This window comes from Bradyrhizobium sp. UFLA05-125 (assembly GCF_059803515.1).
In genome coordinates this window covers 40,516-61,934 of sequence record NZ_JBANBJ010000036.1, presented here as the reverse complement: position 1 = coordinate 61,934, position 21,419 = coordinate 40,516, and the positions used below count along the sequence as shown (strand labels likewise).

20 protein-coding genes are annotated in these 21,419 nt (G+C 61.6%); 3 read left to right on the top strand and 17 right to left on the bottom strand.

The genetic code is table 11. From position 1 onward, the window contains the following. Positions 1–60: 60 nt before the first annotated feature. The 4 genes from SO156_RS26980 to SO156_RS26965 form a co-directional block, all read right to left on the bottom strand. Positions 61–1,200: an ABC transporter substrate-binding protein gene (locus SO156_RS26980; RefSeq protein WP_498536878.1), complete on the bottom strand. Its 1,140-nt coding sequence runs from the start codon at positions 1,198–1,200 to the stop codon at positions 61–63. A 119-nt stretch (positions 1,201–1,319) separates the two neighbouring features. Continuing rightward, a complete protein-coding gene (locus tag SO156_RS26975) occupies positions 1,320–2,282 on the bottom strand; it encodes a PDR/VanB family oxidoreductase (RefSeq protein ID WP_498536877.1) in 963 nt (320 codons plus the stop codon). A 54-nt stretch (positions 2,283–2,336) separates the two neighbouring features. Then, positions 2,337–3,656, bottom strand: coding sequence for a Rieske 2Fe-2S domain-containing protein (locus SO156_RS26970; RefSeq protein WP_498536876.1), 1,320 nt, complete (start codon positions 3,654–3,656; stop codon positions 2,337–2,339). Positions 3,657–3,692: 36 nt separating this feature from the next. Then, positions 3,693–4,004: a type II toxin-antitoxin system HicB family antitoxin gene (locus tag SO156_RS26965; protein WP_498536875.1), complete on the bottom strand. Its 312-nt coding sequence runs from the start codon at positions 4,002–4,004 to the stop codon at positions 3,693–3,695. Between the two features lie 254 nt (positions 4,005–4,258). Between SO156_RS26965 and SO156_RS26960 the strand changes: the two genes are divergently transcribed. Then, positions 4,259–4,714, top strand: coding sequence for a MarR family winged helix-turn-helix transcriptional regulator (locus SO156_RS26960; protein ID WP_498536874.1), 456 nt, complete (start codon positions 4,259–4,261; stop codon positions 4,712–4,714). A 36-nt stretch (positions 4,715–4,750) separates the two neighbouring features. Here SO156_RS26960 and SO156_RS26955 read toward each other — a convergent pair whose 3' ends face one another. The 6 genes from SO156_RS26955 to SO156_RS26930 all read right to left on the bottom strand — a co-directional run bounded on the left by SO156_RS26955 (position 4,751) and on the right by SO156_RS26930 (position 12,364). Next, positions 4,751–5,986: a cytochrome P450 gene (locus SO156_RS26955; protein WP_498536873.1), complete on the bottom strand. Its 1,236-nt coding sequence runs from the start codon at positions 5,984–5,986 to the stop codon at positions 4,751–4,753. Positions 5,987–6,011: 25 nt separating this feature from the next. After that, the gene (locus SO156_RS26950) at positions 6,012–7,154 is read right to left on the bottom strand and encodes an NAD(P)-dependent alcohol dehydrogenase (RefSeq protein WP_498536872.1); all 1,143 of its coding nucleotides are present in this window, start codon (positions 7,152–7,154) and stop codon (positions 6,012–6,014) included. A gap of 5 nt (positions 7,155–7,159) precedes the next feature. Next, complete coding sequence (locus SO156_RS26945) at positions 7,160–8,365, bottom strand: CaiB/BaiF CoA transferase family protein (RefSeq protein ID WP_498536871.1); 1,206 nt, start codon at positions 8,363–8,365, stop codon at positions 7,160–7,162. 10 nt (positions 8,366–8,375) lie between these two features. Beyond that, positions 8,376–10,616 carry an acyl-CoA dehydrogenase family protein gene (locus tag SO156_RS26940; RefSeq protein WP_498536870.1) on the bottom strand — a complete coding sequence of 747 codons (2,241 nt, stop codon included), beginning with the start codon at positions 10,614–10,616 and terminating at the stop codon, positions 8,376–8,378. Positions 10,617–10,623: 7 nt separating this feature from the next. Next, complete coding sequence (locus SO156_RS26935) at positions 10,624–11,433, bottom strand: enoyl-CoA hydratase/isomerase family protein (protein WP_498536869.1); 810 nt, start codon at positions 11,431–11,433, stop codon at positions 10,624–10,626. Between the two features lie 61 nt (positions 11,434–11,494). After that, positions 11,495–12,364, bottom strand: coding sequence for a FadR/GntR family transcriptional regulator (locus tag SO156_RS26930; protein WP_498536868.1), 870 nt, complete (start codon positions 12,362–12,364; stop codon positions 11,495–11,497). Here SO156_RS26930 and SO156_RS26925 point away from each other — a divergent pair. Next, positions 12,349–13,587, top strand: a complete 1,239-nt coding sequence (locus SO156_RS26925; RefSeq protein WP_498536867.1) for an acyl-CoA dehydrogenase family protein — start codon at positions 12,349–12,351, stop codon at positions 13,585–13,587. The genes SO156_RS26930 and SO156_RS26925 overlap by 16 nt on opposite strands. Positions 13,588–13,623: 36 nt before the next feature. Next, positions 13,624–14,838, top strand: coding sequence for an ABC transporter substrate-binding protein (locus tag SO156_RS26920; RefSeq protein WP_498536866.1), 1,215 nt, complete (start codon positions 13,624–13,626; stop codon positions 14,836–14,838). A 19-nt stretch (positions 14,839–14,857) separates the two neighbouring features. On the opposite strand, the gene SO156_RS26915 is transcribed toward SO156_RS26920, so the two are convergent. From SO156_RS26915 to SO156_RS26885, 7 genes are read right to left on the bottom strand one after another with little or no spacing between them, the layout of a single operon-like run. Continuing rightward, positions 14,858–15,529: a histidine phosphatase family protein gene (locus tag SO156_RS26915; protein ID WP_498536865.1), complete on the bottom strand. Its 672-nt coding sequence runs from the start codon at positions 15,527–15,529 to the stop codon at positions 14,858–14,860. Beyond that, complete coding sequence (locus SO156_RS26910; protein WP_498536864.1) at positions 15,526–16,422, bottom strand: alpha/beta fold hydrolase; 897 nt, start codon at positions 16,420–16,422, stop codon at positions 15,526–15,528. The genes SO156_RS26915 and SO156_RS26910 overlap by 4 nt, the downstream gene beginning before the upstream one ends. A 28-nt stretch (positions 16,423–16,450) precedes the next feature. After that, positions 16,451–17,602 (bottom strand): CaiB/BaiF CoA transferase family protein, encoded by a 1,152-nt coding sequence (locus tag SO156_RS26905; protein ID WP_498536863.1) that lies wholly within the window; start codon positions 17,600–17,602, stop codon positions 16,451–16,453. A gap of 12 nt (positions 17,603–17,614) precedes the next feature. After that, positions 17,615–18,301 (bottom strand): nitroreductase, encoded by a 687-nt coding sequence (locus SO156_RS26900; protein WP_498536862.1) that lies wholly within the window; start codon positions 18,299–18,301, stop codon positions 17,615–17,617. Next, positions 18,298–19,335: a phosphotransferase family protein gene (locus SO156_RS26895; RefSeq protein WP_498536861.1), complete on the bottom strand. Its 1,038-nt coding sequence runs from the start codon at positions 19,333–19,335 to the stop codon at positions 18,298–18,300. Before SO156_RS26895 ends, SO156_RS26900 begins: the two co-directional genes overlap by 4 nt. A 5-nt stretch (positions 19,336–19,340) precedes the next feature. Further along, positions 19,341–20,585 (bottom strand): acyl-CoA dehydrogenase family protein, encoded by a 1,245-nt coding sequence (locus SO156_RS26890; RefSeq protein ID WP_498536860.1) that lies wholly within the window; start codon positions 20,583–20,585, stop codon positions 19,341–19,343. Between the two features lie 45 nt (positions 20,586–20,630). Continuing rightward, positions 20,631–21,416: an SDR family NAD(P)-dependent oxidoreductase gene (locus tag SO156_RS26885; RefSeq protein ID WP_498536859.1), complete on the bottom strand. Its 786-nt coding sequence runs from the start codon at positions 21,414–21,416 to the stop codon at positions 20,631–20,633. Positions 21,417–21,419 lie beyond the last annotated feature (3 nt).

Here is a 21,419-nt window from a genome sequence, read left to right as displayed (position 1 = left end):
TTTTGCGTCCACTGAATTGGAGGGTGTTCGATGATGGCGCGCGTTGAGCCGAAACGAGCTTCAGTTGCCCTTTGCCTGCTCGACCATCGCGCATCCGCCCTGCTCGATCGGCCGGAAAGCCTCGGGCCCGGTGAGGACACCAATATTGTCCAGCAGGTCCCATTTTGCTTTTGACGCCTTGGGATCCTTGGCCTTCAGGATGTACATATTGTGGATCGCGCGGCCGTCAGGACGAACCTTAACGGGGCCGTACAGCGCATCGTCGATCGGCTTTTGCTTCAATTTACGGATAATTGTTTGAGCATCGTTCGTCCCAGCCTCGTGGGCCGCGTTGAGATAGGCCAAGACGGACGAGTAGACGCCGGCATGGAATGCGGTGGGCGAGTGTCCATGCTGGCGTTCGCTGAATTTTGCCGACCAGCCCCGGCTGGCCTCATTGAGGTCCCAGTAAAACGGCTGGGTAATGATCATGCCCTGCGCTGTCGCAAGTCCGCTCGATTCAATATCCTTGGCCGTCGCCAGCAGGGCTGCAAATTGCCGCCCCTTCTCCTTTAAACCGAATTCGGCCGATTGCTTGATAAGGTTGACCGTGTCGCCGCCCGCGGTTGCGAACGCGATCACGTCCGCGCCGGACGCGTCAGCCTGCAAGATGAAGGACGCATAGTCCGGGCTGTTGATCGGAACATTCACAGACCCCAGCACACTACCGCCGCCAGCGGTGATGACCGACGTTCCGTCGCGAACCATCGACTTTCCGAGCGCGTTGTCGGTAGCGATGAAATACCATTTCTTGCCGCCATGACCGACCAGATATTCGCCGATCGTGTGGGAGCTCGCCCAGGTATCGAACGTCCATTGAATCGTGTTCGGCGAACAATATTTCCCAGTCAGGTCGGACGACGCAGCGCTCGAAGCAATCAGGGCCGCCTTGCTGCCGCGCACCACTTCGTTGATAGCAAGACCGACCGCCGAATTCGGTACGTCCGCGACTGCATCGACCTTCTCCTGATCGATCCAACGGCGCGCAATGGCGGCTCCGACATCGGCCTTGTTCTGATGATCAGCGGAAATGATCTCGACTTTGAACTCAGGATGTTGGCGCATGAAGTCCTCCGCCGCCATCCTGGCAGCGGTGACCGAGCCCTCGCCTGCGTTATCTGAATAGGGACCTGACGCATCATTGAGAATGCCGATCTTCATCACGCGCGTTCCGTCTGCCAATGCAGCCACGCAGGTCGCCATGACGAGAAGAGAAGCGGCTCCGATAACCGATCTTAGAGATTTCATGTGTTCCACCCATTAGCGATGTTGTTGTTTGTTTAGATATCCAGGACCAGGATGCGTGATTTCGCGCCCGAGCAGCAGATCATGATGGTATTGTTGGCGGCCTGCTCTTCCCGGCTCAGGAACTGGTCGCGATGATCAGGCGTTCCTTCGATGACACGCGTTTCACAGGTGCCGCATACTCCCTCGGTGCAGGCGTAGTTTGCCGCTATGCCTGCATCCAGCAGCGCGTCCAGAATGGTCTTGCCGGCTTCGACAGCGATCGTGCGGTTGCTCCGCGCCAGCCTGACTTCGAAACCGCCATCGGTCGCCGGCGCTTCCGCCGCCTGGAAATATTCAACGTGCACGTGGTCAGCCGGACGATCGGCCGTCGCCGCTTCGAAGGCCTGAAGCATTGGCGTCGGGCCGCAGCAGTAGAGGTGCGACTGCGCAGGCGTCTGAGCAACGATGGCGGCAAGGTCGAAGGGGCGATCGGATCGCTCGTCATCGAAGTCGAGATGCAAAGCGAGGGATCCGTTCAATCCGAGTGCACGAAGCTCGTCGAGGAAGGCAGCGGCCGGCCGTGTTCGCGCGGCGTAGAACAGTTCCGCGGAACGCCCGAGCGCCTGAAGACGGCGGATCATCGACAGCAGGGGTGTAATCCCGATCCCGCCGGCGATCAGGACCGTGTGTTCGGCCCCCTCGCAAAGGGCAAAGTTGTTTCTCGGAAGGGATACGCTGACGATGTCACCGACCTTGAGATGGTCATGAACGAAGCTCGAGCCGCCGCGACCGGACGGGTCCTTGTTGACAGCAATGACGTACCGATGGCGCTCTCGCTGATCATTGAGCAGCGAATAGCAGCGGAGCATTCCATTCGAAAGATGCAGGTCGATATGACCACCCGCCGTAAAGGGCGCAAGATCGGCGCCCGTCGGAGACACCAGTTCATAGGAATTGATGCGCTCGGCCTCGTAACTGATCCGCTTAACCCGGAGTGCAACGGCGTTTTCAGCCATGGCATGCCTCCCGTCCTGAATGATGACCGGCGGGCCTTTGACGGCTCGACGTGCTCACAGCTCGTATCCGAAATCGGCGCCCAGTTTGGCCTGCATGAAAAGAGCTCCGGCATCGACCCAGGACTCTTCCGGCGGCAATCGCAGTGACACCGCTCGCACCATGAAGACGTCGGGATCCGCCACGCCCTTGGGTTTCGTTCCGTGATCACGGTATGCGCCCAGCGCCTCGAGAATGAAGCGTCGCGTCATCGCGATGCCGGTGTCGCTCGAACAGAGATTCTCCCTGGTGCGATCGAAGATCGGCGACACCCCGCTCTGGCAGGCGCCGTCCTGAACCCACAGGCCCGGCAGGCCCGAAAACCATGTCGTCTGCTGTGCCTGATAGTCGAACTGGAAGCCGTTCTGCGGATTGTACTTTGTCCAGTAGCCGGCGTAGGGAACCGTTACAGGATGCTCGACAAGGGCATTGCGGCTGGCATGGCCGCTCTCGCGACCATTGTGCCCCTCCGCGAATATCTGCCGGGTCTTCGGTAGCAGCGGCTCCGACGGATGATAGGAGAACATGATGCAGAGCGTGTTCTCGTCGTCGATCGGCACCCAGGCATGCCCGCTCAAATCCGGGTACGGCGATAGAGGGGGAACGAGGGTGTAAAACGGCAGCATGAACTGATTGACACGCCAATACAGCGTGTTGGCGTCGTAGTTGCGTCGCGCGGCAATGCTCATGCCGAAATCCTGCTTGACGCATTCGAAGGTCGGTCGCAGGTCGCGCTTCTGAATCCAGGCACTGGTCGTGCCCTGGGAATCCAGCCGGCCGTGAAGCAGCGGGGCATGAGCAGAATCGATCTCGCCCTCGACCGCCTGAAGCCAATTGCACTCCTGAACGCGGACAGAGATGTGCACCTGCTCTTGCGGAACCAAATTCCATTCGACGTTAGGCAAAGGCGGGAGCTCGGCCTGATCCGGGCCCATATAGGTCCAGATCATCCCGTTGCGCTCCTTGCACGGATAGGCCTTGATCCGCACGCGCTCCTTCAGGCGGCTGCGAACGGGCTCCGCCGGCATGTCCGTTACCGCGCCCGTCACGTCAAATTTCCAGCCGTGATAGACGCAGCGCAGCCCGCAATCCTCGTTCCGTCCGAAGACCAGGGGCGCGCCGCGATGCGGACAGGCCTGATCGACGAGCCCGATGCGGCCCTCGGAATTCCTAAAGGCCACCAGATCCTCTCCCAGCAACCGGATACGCTTCGGTTGCCCATCCTTGGCGAGATCCACCGACGGCAGGAATGGAATCCAGTAGAGGCGGAAGAGTTCTCCAAGCGGAGTGCCCTTTCCCACCCTCACCAGTCGTTCGTTGTCTTCGTGCGACAGCATGAGCTTTCCTCCATTGAATTGCTTGTGGCTCGGCGCCTATTTCGGCGCTCCGGCAAGGAGCTTGGCGACTCGACTTGCGAGTCCCAGATCACGCGCGGTCCAAAGTGGATCGGCCGTCGCGAGCGGCTTGCGCGGCATCGGAGGTGCTTCGCCCGCCTCCACGAGATCGACAATCATCTCGATCCTGCGCCGCTCCAGATCCTTCAGCGTGTCCTCGATGACCGCTCCTTCCGCGCTGCAACCTGGCAGTTCGGGATAGGCAAGCCGGACAAGCCATCTGCCGGGCTCGGTCTCGACCGCCTCGGCTTCAAGCAGGTAGGGAATCGACAAGAAATCGCGCAGATCCAAGCAACCCTCCCTGGACGCCATCTTCTTTCCAGACGCCTTTATTAATACGTATACGTATTATAATTCCAGACACCTTGCAATGGTCCAAACCGGCGGAGCCGCTCTGCAAAATTCGAAGGGACCCGGACCGACGATCCGGCACGGGGTTGAGAGCCCCCAACCAAGCTGCTAACGGCTACGGAACGTTTCGAAACAACAATTTAGGCAAGCGCGGCATGTCAGCCCATAAGGGAACGAAGGCGAGCGCTGCGGATATGGCGCGCAACTGGCGACTGGAAGGAGGCATCGGATTTCTCCTCCGATTGCTCGACGCCCGTTATGACGTGCTCTACCAGGATCTCACAGGACAGAGCGACATCACGCCGCGACAATTTGGCGTGCTGATAGCCCTCTACCAGGACGGCCCACTCACTGCGTCCGCACTCGCCGATCGTATCAGCAGCGATCGGAATACATTGAGCGAGATGCTCAAGAGAATGACGGCCCGCAAGCTGATCTCAAAACGGAGCAATGCGGAAGACCGCCGATCGATCCAGGTTCAGATCACGGCGAAGGGCGAGGAAGCGCTGCTGGCCGTCATTCCTGCGGCAGCCGAACTGCAGAACACCCTGCTGGCCCCCCTGAGCAAGGAGGACCGCGCCCATTTCCTCAGCTGCATGCTGGCGATTGCGAAGGCCGCATCCGCCGTTCCTGCACCAACAGACGATTGAAATCCGCTCTCCTCTGCCGCCGCGTTTAAGCGCCTCCTATCGTCCCAAATAGCTCACGGGCAAGCGCTTCAATCCGCCAAGAAAGGACGTCTCGGTCCAGGCGGGCTTGCCTGCAAGCTCGATCCGATCAACCCGACTGAGAAACTCGCGAAAAAAGGCAACGATCTCCGCCTTGGCGAGGTGCCGGCCAATGCAGGCGTGAATGCCGAAGCCGTAGCCAAGATGCCGGTTGGGCGTACGATCAGGAATGAAGGCGAAGGGTCGATCGAAAGCCTCCTCATCGCGATTGCCGGAGGGGTAGCTGAGAAGGATGCTGTCCCCTGCCTTGATTGTCTTGCCGCGTATCTCGTAGTCCACGGCGGCGGTGCGGAAGAAATGTTTGACGGGAGACACGAAGCGCACCATTTCCTCGGCGGCGTCCGCCAGCAGGTCGGGCTCGCGCCGCAGGCGACCCATGGCATCCGGATTCTCGATCAAGGCGAGCAGGCCACCGGCGATGGTGGCGCTCGTCGTATCGTGGCCGGCGCTCGCGAGCGCGACATAGTACGAATAGGCTTCAAAATCCTCGATCGGCCGTCCGTCGATCTCGGATGTCGCGATGACCGTTGCCACATCGTCCTTCGGATGTTGCCGCCTCTCCTTCGCGACATCCTTGAAGTATTCGACATAGGCGACGGTGGCATCGATCAGGTCGGAGCCCTTCTGCATGTCGGGGTCGCCGCCGCCGAAATAGGCCTGCGTGATCTTCAATAACCGCGCTTCATCTTCCTTCGGCAGCCCCAGAATCGTCATCAGGACCCGCAACGGATAGTAGATCGCGATCTCGCCATAGAAATCGCATCGATCGCCCATGGCAAAAAGCCGGTCGACGCTGTCTTTTGCCAGGGCGGCCATGCGTTCGGAAAGCGTTCGGATGTGTCGAGGCTGAAACCATGCATGCGTCAGCTTCTGGTATTTTGCGTGGTCTGGATTATCCATCTGCGGCAGAGCCCGGACCAGCATGGGCCTGCCGTTCATCGCCTCCCTGACCTTGCTCTCGAACTCGATGCTCAGGAGCTTTGTCCTAGGCGCATTGATGAAACGATCGGGCTGGCGTTCGATCTCGATAATGTCGGCATATTTGGAGATGATCCAAAATGGGCGGTAGCCGTCCGGCTGTGTCCAATGGACCGGATCATCACGCCGCAATTGGGCGAAGAGACGGTGCTGAAGGTCGACATTCCCATATGTCTTGTGATCGGCAAGCGCATTGTCCAACGCGATATCGAGCATTTCTCTCCTCCCAGTTTATTATGTCTTAGGCAACACTCCCAATCTCGCGCATGGTCAGCACCGGCTTGACCACACGGCCGTTCTCGAGGTCGTCAACAGCTTCGTTGATCTTCTCGAGAGGATAGGTCTTGACGAACTTTTCGAGCGGCAACCGACCTTGGCGGAAGAACTCAACCATTCGCGGGATGAACAGCTGGGGATTGGCATCTCCCTCGACGATTCCTCGAATGGTGATTCCCCGGCCGACCACGACGCTGGCTTCAGCCGAATAGAGCGTCCCGCGGGGCGGCGCTGCCACCTGCGCGCTGACACCGCGAGCGCGAAGGCAATTGATCGCGTTGGCGACGGCCGCCGGCGCTCCGGTCGTATCCAGTGAGAAATCCGCACCGCCTCGCGTCAGATCGGCAATCTCTCCGACGGGATTCTCGGCGCGCCCAGACACCACATGCGTCGCCCCCAGTTCGTGAGCGACACGCAATCGCTCCGGGACGACGTCGACGGCGATGATTGTCGAACAGCCGACCATCCTTGCGGCGATGATCGCGGAGAGGCCAACGGCTCCGACGCCAAACACGGCGATCGATGTGCCGGCCTTTGGCCGCAGCACGTTCATGACCGAACCCATGCCGGTCTGAATTCCACATCCGAGCGGCGCGAGCAGTTCCAGCGGCAGATCGCGATCGACCCTGACGATGTTCCTGGCGGTCGCGATGGCATGGGTTGCGAAGGCAGATTGGGCAAAGAAGTGCCCACCAAGCTCCTTTTTATCGCGCGCCAATGCCGACCCACCGGCCCTTTCTCCGAACAGGTTGATGGCACGAAAATGGTCGCAATAGCCGACTGCCCCGTCCCGGCAATTTCCACATTCGCCGCACGAACCGAAGCTCATCAGCACATGGTCGCCGGGCTGGCATTCAGTCACACCGGGGCCGATCTCTTCGACGACCCCTGCTCCTTCGTGCCCCAAAACCTTCGGCAGCGGAATCGGGATATGCTGAAGCTTCACCGCCAGATCGGTATGGCAGATTCCGCAGGCATGGACCCGGACCCGAACCTCGCCAGCACGCGGTGCCTGAAGCTCGCATTTGGCGATCTCAAATGGATCTGAGGGACCATTTGCGATTGCGGTCACGACATTCGTCGTGCCAACGGTTTCTGGCGTGGACATGACGGTCAACCGCCCTTTCCAGCCTGACTTCCGAACGCGCCCATCTCAGCCAGGCGCACGATCGCCTCTCCCGACAAGCCCAGGACCCGCGACAATACGTCATCGCGATGTGCACCGACCGCGGGAATGTCGCGCTGCATCGACGTCGCCGCGCCCGACATTTTCCAGGGCGCGTTGACGCCCATGAACTCCCCGGCCCCGTCCGCAATCGTGGCGAAAGAGCCGCGCTCCAGGAGATGCGCATCGGACAAGGTCGCACCGGGATCTCGATATTCGGCACTTGGAACGCCCGCCTTGTCGAGTGCTGCCATGCATTCGCGCACCGTGTGACGCTCGGTCCATTTTTCGATGACCTGCATCATTGCGGTCCAGTTCGCCCCGCGTCCCGGCACGGTCTTGAATCGCGGGTCATTGGCGAGCTCGCTCTGCCCCGTCACCTCGCAAAGTGCTGCAAAATTCCGTGGCGTAATCGGCGCAATCAGGATGTCGCCATCGAGGGTTCGCACCGGACCATAGGTGGGGCGCGACGATCGGATCGGGAACTGGGCCTCCTGCAGCTCGTAGACGAGCAAATTGAGCATGCAGTCCATCAAGGCGACGTCGATCCGCTGGCCGACACCGGTCCGAGCGCGCTGAACCAGCGCGGTTTGAATCGCGGAATAGCCGAAGATGCCGCCAAGGACGTCCGCGACGAAAATGGCGCCGGACGCCGGCCGATCCCGATCGCCGGCATAGCGCATCAATGACCGATCGAAGCCACTCTCGGCGTGAACGATCATGGCATAGGCCGCACGCTCCGCCGCAGGGCCGGACTGCCCGTAGCCAGATATGGAGCAATAGATCAGCCGTGGATTGATCGTTCGCAGTGCATCGTAGCCGAGTCCCAGACGCTCCATCACACCGGGCCTGAAATTCTCGACCAGAATGTCCGTTTCCTTGACCAGCTGGTGCACAAGCTTGATCGCATCGGCGCTCTTCAGATCGAGGGCAAGGCTGCGCTTTCCGGCATTGAGCTGACCGAAATAGGCGCTGTGGCCGTCACGGAGCGGTGTCCTGAGCCGCATGTCGTCGCCTTCCGGCGGCTCGATCTTGATCACTTCGGCCCCGACATCGGCAAGCAGCCGTGCGCAGTAAGGACCGGCCAGCATGATCGAGAAATCGAGCACGCGCATGCCCTCGAGTGGCAGGTTTGCTGCTTGCTGCTGTTGCATACGTTCGCTCCTATCTGGGGAGTCCCAACGCGCGTTGTGCAATGAGACTGCGCTGGATCTCGTTGGTCCCGATACTGATAACCCACATCAGCGAATGCCGCAGATTTTGCTCGAAACGGCCATTGTCGATCGCACCGGGCATTTGCTCGGACAGGGTTGCCCGCATGCCGAACATGTCGAGCGCGGCTTCGCCGAAACGCTCCATCAGCTCCCCGGAAAAGACCTTGCTGATCGCGCCATATTCCGGCGGCGTCACGCCATCGGCGGCGAGCTCCGCGCAATGCATCATCAGGCCTCGGCCAACTTCAATTTCGGCCGCGAGCGTCGCCATGCGCTCGCGGATGATGGGATCATCGCTGAGCGCTCGCCCCGCATCGTCCCTGGCCATGACATGCCCGCGCAACTGCTCGAATGCATGCGCGACCTTCAGGATAATACCGCCGCCGACCAGCCCACGCTCGAAAGCCAGCGCGCCTGTCAGCACCTTCCAGCCGCCATTGACCTCTCCGACGATGTTCTCCGCCGGAATTCGAACGTTGTCATAGAAGATGTTGGCAAAGGAGCCGTCGTACATCGTCGTCGAGGGCCGGATCGTGACTCCGGCAGCGTTCATCGGCACGATGAACATGCTGATGCCAGCATGCTGCGGCTTGGCGTCCTTATCGGTCCGCGCGGCAAGGAACATGTATTTGCCCCACCACGTCGTGGTCCAGATCTTCTGGCCGTTGATCACCCATTGATCGCCGTCACGCACCGCACTGGTCCGCAACGCCGCAAGGTCGGAGCCTGCCTGCGGTTCACTGTAGCCCATGCCATGCATGGCCTCGCCGCGCAGGATTTCGGGCAGATATGTCCGTTGCTGCTCGGGTGTCCCGAACATCATCAATGCATTGGCCTGGATCGCCGCGCCGATCCGCGGCGCCTCTCCCCGCTCCATCGTTTCCATGAGGGCAATCTGTTCCAACGGAGACCGCGCCTGGCCGCCGAACCGCTCCTGCCAGCCAAGGCCGATCCAGCCGGTTTCGCCAATGTCGCGCGCAAAATCGGCGTCGAATTCCCGTTTTGAGAATGGCTTGCCGTCGAATGCAGCCTTCCTCTCTCCCGACCAGTTTTGCTGTAGCCACGACCTAACCTGATTGCGCAAGGCGTTGCCGGCAGGACCAAGATCATATTCCGGCAACCCCGTGCTGCCGGGCTCAAGCAGGAATGAGGCGATAGAACGCTTCGCTTGCGCCGCTCCGCCCAGCGCGATCGTATCCAGATGCACCCGCTTGAAGTGCAAAGGTGCCTCGTGTTCGTCAGCGTAGCCGATCGCCCCGAAGGCATGGTGGGTCTCGAGCGAGACGCGCCGTAACGCGTCGCTGCCGAAGGCGACAGCACAATCGGCGAAGTAACGCCAATCGCGATCGCCCAGATCGTGTAGCTTGGCTGCATGGTCTACGATCAGGCGCACACCTTCCAGGGCGATGAGCCCATTCGCGAGCTTGTGCTGGATCGCCTGGAACTTGCCGATCGGTTGTCCGAACTGGCGACGGTCCCGGGCGTAGTCCGTCACGAGCTCGAAGGCACGCCGGGCGGCGCCGTGTGCTCGCGCTATCAGCGCGAGCTTTGCCTTGAGCAGGAGCTCATCCAGCGCGCCTTCCTCCACGGGAACAAGCGCGGCCGGCACTGAACTCAGCCGCACCTCATAGAGCCCCCACGCCCCCATGGCGCGTGTCGGCACCATCCCGACGCCGGCGGATTCGAGAGCCACAACAGCAAGGGTGGAGCGATCGACCGCAACGAGCAGATGCGTACAGCCGCCCGCGGCCTGCACGAAACGAAGCAATCCGACCGCATGGCCGTCGCTGATACGGATCGAGCCCGCGCCTTGGTCCGGATCGATTGCGCCGAATGAAAATGCTACCCGAGCCGCCCCCTCGTGCAGCCCTCGCAGAAGATCGATCGCTACCGGAGACCGCGCGGTCGCCAGCGCGAAGTTGGCCAGGGCCGCAGACCACATTGGCGCCGGGCATCCGGCGCGGCCGAGCTCACCGAGCACGACCGCCACTTCGCGAAGCCCCCCTTCGTCCCGATTGCAGCCTAGTGCCGCGACGCCTTGTCCGACAAGTTTGGTCCATATCGCCGCGATGTCCCGCGGCGCCGGCCCGTCCCTCAGGCAATCGGCCTTCCAATGCTCGCCGAGAAACCCTCGCAGGGAATCCCGGAGCATCTGCGCAAGATCGTCGCCTGGAAGCACTGCGGCGTCCATGAGCGGATCAGCCTTGGCCGAACCTGGGCTTGCGCTTCTCCTTGAACGACGTCGTCGCTTCCTTGTGATCGGCGGTTTCGAACGTGACCTGCTCGAGCGCCATCGAGGCTTCGAGCAGCATGTTCACCCTGTCCTTGACGATCTGATTGATCGAGAGCTTGGTCCAGCGGATGGCCCAGGTCGGACCATTCGCGAGCTCGATCGCGATCTCCCGGGCTTTCGCCAGCACCTCGGCGCGCGGCGCGATGTGATTGACGAGCCCGATGCGCTCGGCCTCCTTGCCCTTCAGAAGAGTGCCCCTGATGAGGTATTCCTTGGCCTTGTTGATGCCGATCAGCAACGGCCAGATCACCGTCCCGCCGTCACCGGCCACCAGGCCGACGCGCGAGACATGGGTATCCCCAATGCGCGCGTCTTCGGCCATCACCGTGATGTCGCAGAGCAGCGCATGGGTTGCCGCAAGGCCAATCGCATCGCCGTTGATGGCGGCGATAATCGGCTTGTCCAGCTCGAGCTGGCGGGTCACGCCGCGACGGCTGATCATGGGATCGTGGACCTCACCCTCCTCAAGCACGTCGCCGCCCGGGCGCTCGGACATCGCCTTGACGTCACCGCCGACGCTGAAGAAATCTCCCGCACCGGTCAACACCACGACGTTGACGCTATGATCGTCGGCAAGGTCGTCCCAGATCGTACGGAGCTCGCGGATCAGCTTCTGATTGATCGCGTTGCGCGCTTGCGGCCGGTTTAAAGTCACGGTGGCGACTTTGTCGGCGACCTCGACGGTCAGGCATTCATATTTGGCGTAAGGGGACACATTTTCCTCCGTTTGATCTTGTTGTTGATTGACGAATTCCTGACCGTGTGCGGCGGTCGCTTCAGCGCCTCGTCATGCCCGGCTGCATCTCCGCAAGCGCGACCTGGAGAGACATTGCTCCCGGATCCTGCTCCAACATCCGCTGCACCGCCTCCAGATGACTCCGCATCAAGCGGATGGCGGAGGTGACATTTCGCTCGCGCAGCGCCGTTACAAATTGCCGGCGTCGCTCGGCGAGCCGCGGCATCGCAACCCCGCTTGATGCAACCTTCGCATAGACGAAGCGCATATGAATCTCGGTGACAGAGTCCACGATCATGGCGATCACCTTGTTTCCGGTCGCCCCTGCCAAGATCTTGTAGAACTCCCGCGAGCACTCGACCCGGTCCAACAGGCGACCTTCGGCGGTCGCGACATCGGTACGTTCAATGTTGGCATCAAGCGCGACAAAGTCCGATTGCCGCGCGTTCACGCACGCCAAGCGAACGACGAGATCCAGAACGCTGATCCGCGCCTCCGACAATTCCCGCACCGAGATCGTGCCGAGACTGAGCATGTCCTGCATGACAACGTTCATGCGGCTGGTGTCGCCGGTCTGAACGAAAGCGCCGCCTTTGACTCCCTTCTGAAGCCGAAGCACGCCAGCCATCTCCAGGCTGCGGAGCGCCTCCCTGAGAACATTGCGACTTACCCCAAGCTGCTGCGCGAGATCGCGCTCGGCCGGCAACTTGTCGCCGGGCTTGAGCACGCCGAGTGCCAATTGCTCGCGAATGCGCTCGCAGATTTCCTCGAAGGCGCGACGCGTGTGGATGGGGCGAAACGTTAGCGGCGCAGGTGCGCCAGCCGCACGGAGATCGGATCCCCGCTCCCGCCGCTTGGGCGAAGAACGTCGGGGACTGACGGGCGTCTGGGGGCTTGACTTGGACGACATGCGGTGAATTATTAAATGGATCACCCATTCAATGGAAGCCCCTTTTTGGGCCTCCCAACAAAAATGTGCAGAGAGGCCGCCTCATGAGCTTCACCGAGGAGCAGATCGCGTTCCGCGACAACATCCGGAAGATGGCCGCCAGGCACGTGGCGCCCATCGCAGCCGAAATCGACGAGACGGATCGCTTCCCGCTCGATATCGTCAAGCTGTTCGGCGAAATGGGACTGATGCAGCTGTGGGTCCCTGAGCAGTACGGCGGACCAAACGGCAATTTGACGCTGGCCTGCATCGCGCGCGAAGAGATCGCGAGGTTCTCTCCCGCCTGCGCCTCGATCGCGGCATTGAACACGATGTTCATCATGCCACTGCTCCATTTCGGCTCGGAGGAACAACGCAAGAGATTTCTGCCGATCATCGCCAAAGGCGGCATCGTGACCGCGATCGCGATCTCGGAGCCCCAGGCCGGCTCCGACGTCACCGCCATCAATACCCGCGCCAAGAAGGACGGCGACTGCTACGTCCTGAATGGACGCAAGCAATGGTGCAGCTACGGCGTGGCCGCGGACTATATCGTCGTGATGGCGCGGACCAGCGACAGCTCCGGCGCGGACGGCATCAGTGCGTTCATTGTCGAGCCAAAGAACATGCCGGGCATCACTTTCGGCCGGCACGAACGCAAGATGGGCTTCCGCGGCGCGCCCAACACGCCGATCTTCTTCGACAATGTCCGCGTCCCCGTTGAAAATCTCGTTGGAGAGGAAGGCAAGGGTTTTCGCGCGTCGATGCGCGCCCTCGACCTCAACCGTCCGACGATCGGCGCACAGTCCGTCGGACTTGCGCAGGGCGCACTCGACGTCTGCATCGGCTACGCGAAAGAGCGCAAGCAGTTCAAGAAGTCGATCTCCGAGTTTCAGGGCGTGCAGTTCATGCTGGCCGACATGGCCATGCAGATCGAGGCCGCACGCGCGCTCGTCTATGAATGTGCGCGAGCCGGCGACGCCGGCGACTGGAAGCGCCTGAACCTGCTCGCCAGCATGGCCAAATGCGTCGGCAGCGACATGGCCATGAAGGTGACGACTGATGCCGTGCAGATCTTCGGCGGCTACGGCTACACCATGGACTATCCGGTCGAACGCATGATGCGCGACGCCAAATTGACCCAGATCTTCGAAGGCACCAATCAGATCCAGCGCATGGTCATTGCCCGCGAGCTTCTACGATAACAACGACAAGAACAAACAACATTGGGAGGAAAGGTCTTGAGGAGCAGCTTCAGCGGAATTGTGTGCGTCATTGCGGCATCGGCAGCGCTTGCCTCGACGCCGGTCAGAGCCCAAAAGGCCTATGGACCGGGTGCGAGCGACACCGAAATCAAGCTAGGACAATCGACGCCGCTCAGCGGCCCGGCGTCGGCCTTTGGTGCCGGCGCCGGCCGCGCCGTGGTCGGCTATTTCGAGATGATCAACGAACAGGGCGGCGTCAACGGCCGCAAGATCAACTTCACGCAGCTCGATAACGCCTACAGCGCCCCGAAGGCAGTGGAACAATCGCGCAAGCTCATCGAGGACGTCGGCATCCTCGCCGAGGTTGGCACCATCGGCACGGTACCCAACGTCGCGATCCAGAAATATTTGAACTCGAAGCAAGTTCCGCAGCTCTTCATCACCGCTGGCGGGCGCCGCTTCAACGATCCCAAGACCTTCCCGTGGACGGTGCCACTCTATCCGGACTTCGAAACCGAGGGCCGGGTTATTGCGAAATACATCCTAAGTACAAAACCCGATGCGAAGATCGGGATCCTCTATCAGAACGACGATTTCGGCCGAGACTATGTCAAGGGACTGCGCGCGGGGCTCGGACCCAAGGCGTCGCAGATCGTGGCCGAAGTCTCCTACGAGCTCGCCGACCCCACGATCGATTCCCAGATCGTCCAGCTCAAGGCGGCAGGCGTCGATACGTTCATCGAGCAGTCAGCGGCCAAGGCGGCTGCGCAATCGATCCGCAAGGTGCGTGAGCTCAACTGGAGCCCGCTCCACGTCATCGGCGGCTCGACAGCATCGGTCGAGACCGTCCTGAAGCCGGCCGGGCTCGATGCATCCAAGGGTCTGGTCACAACGCAATTCCTCAAGCAACCGGGCGATCCCGCCTGGGCGGACGACGAAGAGATGAAGACTTACAAGGCTTTCCTCAAAAAATACGCCCCGTCGGCCAATCCCGACGACTACTCCGTCCTGGTTGCCTACATGAACGTGAACGCCCTCACGACGGTCTTGAAGAAATGCGGAGACGAGCTGACCCGGGAGAACCTCATCCGCCAGGCGACCTCGCTTCACGGCACCAGAATGCCGCTGATGCTGCCCGGCGTCTCGATCAGCACCGCGCCCGGCGACTATACACCGTTCAAGATTCTCCGTATCGCCAAGTTCGACGGAACAAGCTGGACGCTGTCCGGCGATCCCGTCTCGGCGGATTAGCGCCTGCGCCGGACTGCATTCACCGGTCGGCCACGCACTCGACGGTCATCTCGTCAATGGAGGTGCCGGAGATGCGTGTCACGGAGCAATGGCCGATCGAGAGCGTAAGTCGATTCTCCAGCGCGAGGGCGTGCTGGAGGATCACCCTGATCGGCGTGCCATGGCTGAAAACAGCGATGGCACGCGCATCGGAGGCCAACAACTCCGAGAATGTCCCAAGGACCGTCAAACGGAATTCCACCTCGTTCAGCCCGAAATAGGCGATGGGTGAGGCGAGGAATTCATGCCACCTCTCCGGTGTCTCGCGCTTGATCGTCTCGGGAGAACGATAACGGTCGGTGCCACGGTCCACCTCGGCAAGTCCATCCAGAACCTCAATTGGCAAGCGAAGCCGATCGGCCAATGGCTGCGCCGTCTCACAAGCGCGCCGTTGTGGGCTCGATACGATGCGATCGATGCCCTCGGCAGCAAGCCGTGTGGCCAGCATGGCCGCCTGTTGGCGGCCTTCCATCGTAAGGGGTGGATCACCGGGCTCGACGGGATGATCCTCGTGGGGAGCCCCATGCCTGACAATGAACAGCCTTGTCTCACCTGTACGCTTGCCCATCACCGCATTACGCTCCGCACCTAGCCCCCACTTGAGAACACCATCATCGGGAACGCAGTCGCACGCGGCCAAATCCTGCGTCATGCGACCGAGGACCTCGTGGACGATACGACACGATTGACCCATGCCAGCAGAACCGCGAACACCTCAGATCGATTGGTCTCATTGAGCACTTCGTGCCGCGCGCCACCAAAGACGTGAGCAGAAACGTCCCGCAGTCCTGCTTCGCGATAACGATCAATCAGAGGATAGAACCACACGAGGTTCGCATTCACGGGATCCTTGTCGCCGGCGAACAGAAAGATCGGAAGATCCTTATCTATGCGGTTGAGGTCTGGGATGCTGGCGAGTCTTGATGCAACTGAGAAGAGCGACCCATAGGACCCTTGGCTAACGTTGAAGCCGCAAAGTGGATCCGAGATGTAGGCGTCCACCTCTGACTCGTCCCGGCTTAGCCAATCGAATGGCGTGCGCGCGGGCTCGAACCCGGCATTAAGGTCCTCCAATTTCCACCGCCCGGTAGCAGCGGCTGCGCCGAGCAGATCCAGAGCTGCCGACCCCGAAAGAGCCACTCCATCGAGCAGTTGGCTGTTGCCCAAAATGTACAATTGCGCCGCAAACGACCCCATGCTGTGTCCGAGCAGAATGAGAGGTGCGCCGGCGGCCTCGGCGCGCGCGGCCTGACTTACCTGCACCATGTCGTCGACGACCGCAGGAAAGCCACCCGCACCGAATTCGCCGAGCTCGTTTGCATCCGATGCAGATTGTCCGTGGCCACGGTGGTCGTTTGCATACACAGCGAAGCCGTTGGTCGCGAGGAATTCAGCGATCGCCCGATACCTGAGCGGATGCTCGCCCATGCCGTGAGCGATCTGAACGACCCCGCGCACGCGAACATCACTCCTCCATCGATACACGCTGATCGACTTGTCGTCCGAAGCACTGCGTATCGAAAGGATTGATTCAGATGCCGCCATCTTAGCCTCTGCTGTGAAGTGTCGGTTGTTATGCCTGCACCATCGCGCCGGCAGCTTCGAGCGCTGCAATCTCGTTCGCTCCGAATCCCCAATCGGCCAGCGCATGACGGCTGTCGCGCCCTGGCGCCGGGGGCGGTCGACGTAGTTCTGAACGCGTACGCGAAAAGCGTGGTGCCGGGCTCGGATGCCGAACGCCGTCGAATGTCGCATAGGCATTTCGCGCTTCCATCTGCCGATGCGACGGCGCCTCGTCGATCGTCAGCACGGGCGCCAGACAGGCATCGCGGCCCATCGCGGCAGCGACCCACTCGTCGCGCGTCCGCTGGGCGAAGATGCCGGCAAATCGCTCACGCATGCGTGGCCACGCCGAACGATCGTTCTGATCGGGCAATTCTTCGGCGCGAAGACCCATCATGTTCAACAGATTGGCGTAGAAGTGCGGCTCTATCGCGCCGACAGCGACGAATTTCGCGTCACTCGTGGCATACGTACGATAGAACGGTGCCCCGCCGTCGACGATGTTGTCCGTCCGCTCCGCGGTCCAGCTACCCTGCTGGCGGAACGCCTGAAACGCCGACATCAGGTGCGTCACGCCATCGATCATGGCGACGTCGACTGTCTGCCCCTGCCCTGATCTCCTCGCCTCCATCGCCGCCGAGAGCAGCCCGACGACCAGATAGAGAGCACCGCCGCCGAGGTCGGCGACGAGATTGAGTGGCGGCGGCGGCGGCCGGTCGGCATCGCCGAGGCAGTGCAACGCGCCGGTTAGCGCGAGGTAGTTGATGTCGTGTCCCGCCTCCTGCGCCAGAGGCCCCTCCTGCCCCCAGCCCGTCATGCGGGCATAGACCAGCTGAGGATTGGCCGCATGGCACACCTCCGGTCCCAGCCCTAACCGCTCCATCACCGTTGGACGAAACCCTTCAATCAGTGCATCCGCCTGCGCCACGAGCTTCAGCACGGTCGCAATCGCCTCCGGCTTCTTGAGATCGAGTGCCACCGAGCGCTTGTTGCGATTGTAGAAATCGAATTGCGCCGGCAGATCCGGTTCAACACCCAGTTTCGCGATGCGGTCAATCCGCACCACATCCGCCCCGAGATCGCCGAGCAGCGCTCCGGCAAAGGGCGCGGGTCCGATACCGCCCATCTCGACGACACGAAAGCCTTGCAAAGGACCGGTCAAGACGAATTCCCCTCAGCGATGAAAGCGTACGACGTCGGTGATCTCGGCCCGGTCGACCCGTGCCGCGTTGGCCTTGACGTCGTGGTCCTCGTAGCCAAACGAGATGCCGAACAGCAGCTTGTAGTTCGCGGCAACCCCAAGCTGCTCGCGGACAATGTCTGGAAACAGTCCAAGTGCGCCCTGCGCGCAGGAAGCGATCCCGCGCGCCGTCAGGGCCAGCATCAGCGTTTGCGCGTACATGCCGATATCGGTTGCCTCACGCGTGTCAAACGGCGCCGGCATGAAGATGAACACGGCATGGGGCGCATCGAAAAACGCATGATTGCGGATATAGGCGAGCTTGCGCCCCACCGTATCGCTTCGCGCCACGCCCATCGCTCCGTAAAGCGCCTGCGCCGCCCCAACCTGGCGTTCCCGATAGATTCCGACGAACTTTCCGTCAGCCGGCCAATCCGGCTTGATCGGCTCGTCACGCATTCCGGCGGCAACCAGCGCTTCGCGAAGGCGCCTCAGCCTGTCGCCGGATACGACATGCGGCATCCAGGGCTGAACATTGCAGTTCGACGGCGCGCACTGTGCAAGCGCAAAGACCTCGCGCAAGGTCGCCTCCGGCACCTCGCGCGGAAGGAACCCGCGAACGGACCTCCGGAGACGGATCGCCTCGTCGACATTCATCGTTGGCCGCTCCGCCATGCTCATCGGTCGCTCTCAATCAACGCCATCCCGCGCGTCGCATAGGCACGCGCGAGACGCCGGCCCACGTTCGCGGCATCGGGCAACACGTTGTTGCCGAGATCGCCGCGCGCCGCCACGCCGGCACTGCCGACCGCCCCGCGGAACATCGCAAAGACCTGGTGAAAGACTGTCAGCCGCTCGGTCGCCGCCGCGCATTCGTAATAATGTTCGAGATACTCCCGCTCGCTCGGAATCCCCATCTCGTCGAGCGGCAACCCGAGCAATCCTCCGTTCTCGTCCGGTGCCATGCGCCAGGCTTGGCTGTTGAAGGCGAGGTCCACGAGTGGATGGCCGAGTGTCGATAATTCCCAGTCGAGCACACCGATGACGCGCGGCTCGGTCGGATGGAACACGACATTCGCCATCCGGAAATCACCATGGCACAATGCCAGGGTCTCGCTCTCCGGCACGCGCTCGCCCAGCCAAAGCACCATTCTGTCGAGCGCCGGATTATCGTCATCACCCTTGCGATATTCGCCCCACAGCTTGGACCAGCGATTGAGCTGACGTGCGAAATAGTTTCCGGGTCTGCCGTAGTCGCCAAGGCCGAGGCCCGCGAAATCCAGTTTGTGAATCTCCGCCAGCGTCATGCACGTCGAGCGATAGCAGGCGGTGCGTTCCTCGCGCGAGAATCCCGGCAGCGCATAGTCATAGACGACACGTCCCTCAAGCCATTCCATAAGATAGAAAGGCGTACCAAGGATCTCCCGATCCTCGCAGTAGCGAAGCGGTTTCGGTGTCGGGACGGCGCTATCCTCGAGCGCAGTAAGCACACGATATTCGCGGTCGATGGCATGCGCCGACGGCATCAGGACACTGTTGGGCTGCTTGCGCAGCACGGCACGCCAGTCGCCCCGCGTCACGAAATAGGTTGGGTTCGACATTCCGCCGCTGGTGCGCGTGACATCCGTGGTCGCAGATCCGCCCTGCCAGTCCTTCAGATAGGAATCCAGCCTTCGCAGGTCGAAATCCAGGCCATCGCCGACATGCGGATTCATGACGCTCAGCTCGCGCTCTTGCCGCTAAAGCCGAACAGATATTGCGCCACACGACGCATCTGCACCTCCTCGGTTCCCTCCGTGATGCGGTAGCGGCGATGATGGCGGTAGATGTGTTCGAAAGGCAGTGCACGGCTGTAGCCCATGCCGCCATGCACCTGCATGGCGCGATCGGCCGCCTCACAACACAACCGGTTGGCACGGAAATTACAGATCGACACCATATCGCTGATCGTCAGCGGGTTCTGCCGATCCATCTGCCACGCGGTCCGGAAGATGAAATTTCGCAGCATCTGGTATTCCGCCCAAAGCTCGACCAGGGGAAACTGGACGGCCTGCTTCTTGGCAAGCGGCTCGCCGAACGCGACGCGCGATCGCGCATATTTGACAGCCTCCTGGATGCAATAGCGCGCGGCGCCTGCGCTCGCCGCCGCCTGACGGATGCGGTTTTCGTGCACGAAGCGCTGGGCGACGACAAGGCCCTCGCCTTCCCTGTGCAAGATCGCGCTGTCGGGCACCCGCACATTGACGAGCTCCGTCTCTGCGTGATCGCTCGGCATGTTGAAGGTCCAGTGATTGTACAGCACGTTGTGGCCGGTCGTGTCGGTCGGCACGATGAACGCCGTGATGCCCTTGGCTTCTCCCGGCTTGCCGGAGGTGCGGGCGAACACGAGATTGGCATGTGCCCGCGCGACCTGGCTGTTCCAGCGCTTGCGGCCGTTGATGACCCAATGATTGCCGTCGCGCACGCCCGACGTCTCGAGCCAGGTGGCATCGCTGCCGTGACCCGGCTCGGTCAGGCCGAAGGAGAGATGCTTCTTTCCCGTGATGATGCCTTCGATATAGGTCTTCTGCTCCTCGGTCCCATAATCAGCCAGTGCCGGGATGATCGGAAAATTGCCGACGATCGACGATTCATCCTGCAAATCGTTGTGCAGGCCAAGGCCCTTGGCCGCCAGATGCTCGCGGATTGCGGCGATCGCCAAATTTGAGGCGCCTTGTCCGCCGCACGATTTGGGCAGGCCATAACGCAGATGCCCGGCCTTGTCGGCGCGACGCTCCATCTCGCTGATCAGACCACGCCATTCATCCCGGGGACGACCGTCATTGTCCCAATCGGTGCGCGCATTCTCGCGACGGTGATCGAAGAACTTGATGTTGTCGCGTTCGAGCGGCTTGATCTCGGCTTCGATGAAAGCATCGAGCTCGGCGAGCTTGTCGGTGATCTCCTTCGGGAGTTCGAAATCCACGGCGCCTCTCCTGTCTCTGTTGTTCTTGTTGAGCTGGCCGCGCCGCTAGAGCGCGATCCGGCCATAAGGATGCGTGCTGCTGACGCCGCCATCGACCGATAGCAGCTGCCCATCCACATACGAGGAATCGTCACTCGCCAGAAATGCGGCCGCCGCCGCGATCTCCTCGGAACGTCCCGGGCGCTTCAGCGGCGTGACGTGGCCAAGCTTGGCTTCGACGCCGCGCGCACGCGCATCCTCGAAGACCTTTCGCGTCAGCTGGGTCTCGACGAGACCGGGCAACACGGCGTTGACGCGGACGCCGGTGCCGGCAAAGGCATTGGCCGCCGTCTGCGCCAGATTGTTCACCGCGGCCTTGCTTGCGCTATAGGAGATCGCACCCGCATTGGCGCGCAATGATGCCGCCGACGAGGTCAGGATGATCGAGCCATAGCCTTGCGCCGTCATGTGGCGGCCGGCGTATTTGATGGCGAGGAAGCAACTGATCGTGTTGATGCGATAGACCTCGGACCATTCCTCCACCGTCTGCTCCAGCAGTGGCGTATTGGTCCCGGTCACGCCGATATTGGCGAAGAAGATCTCCAGCCCGCCGAGTTCCGAAACGCAACGCGACACGATCGCCGCCACGTTCTCCTCGACCGCGGCATCCGTGATCATGGCGGAGGCGATCCCGCCCTCGCTGCGGATCGCCGCAGCCGTCTCCTCCGCATTGCCCGCACGTCCGACGACGAGCACGGCTGCGCCTTCGCGCGCGAAGCGGATGGCGCTGGCGCGGCCGATACCGCTTCCGCCGCCGGTGACGACCGCGCGCTTGCCTTCGAGCCGCTTCATGGG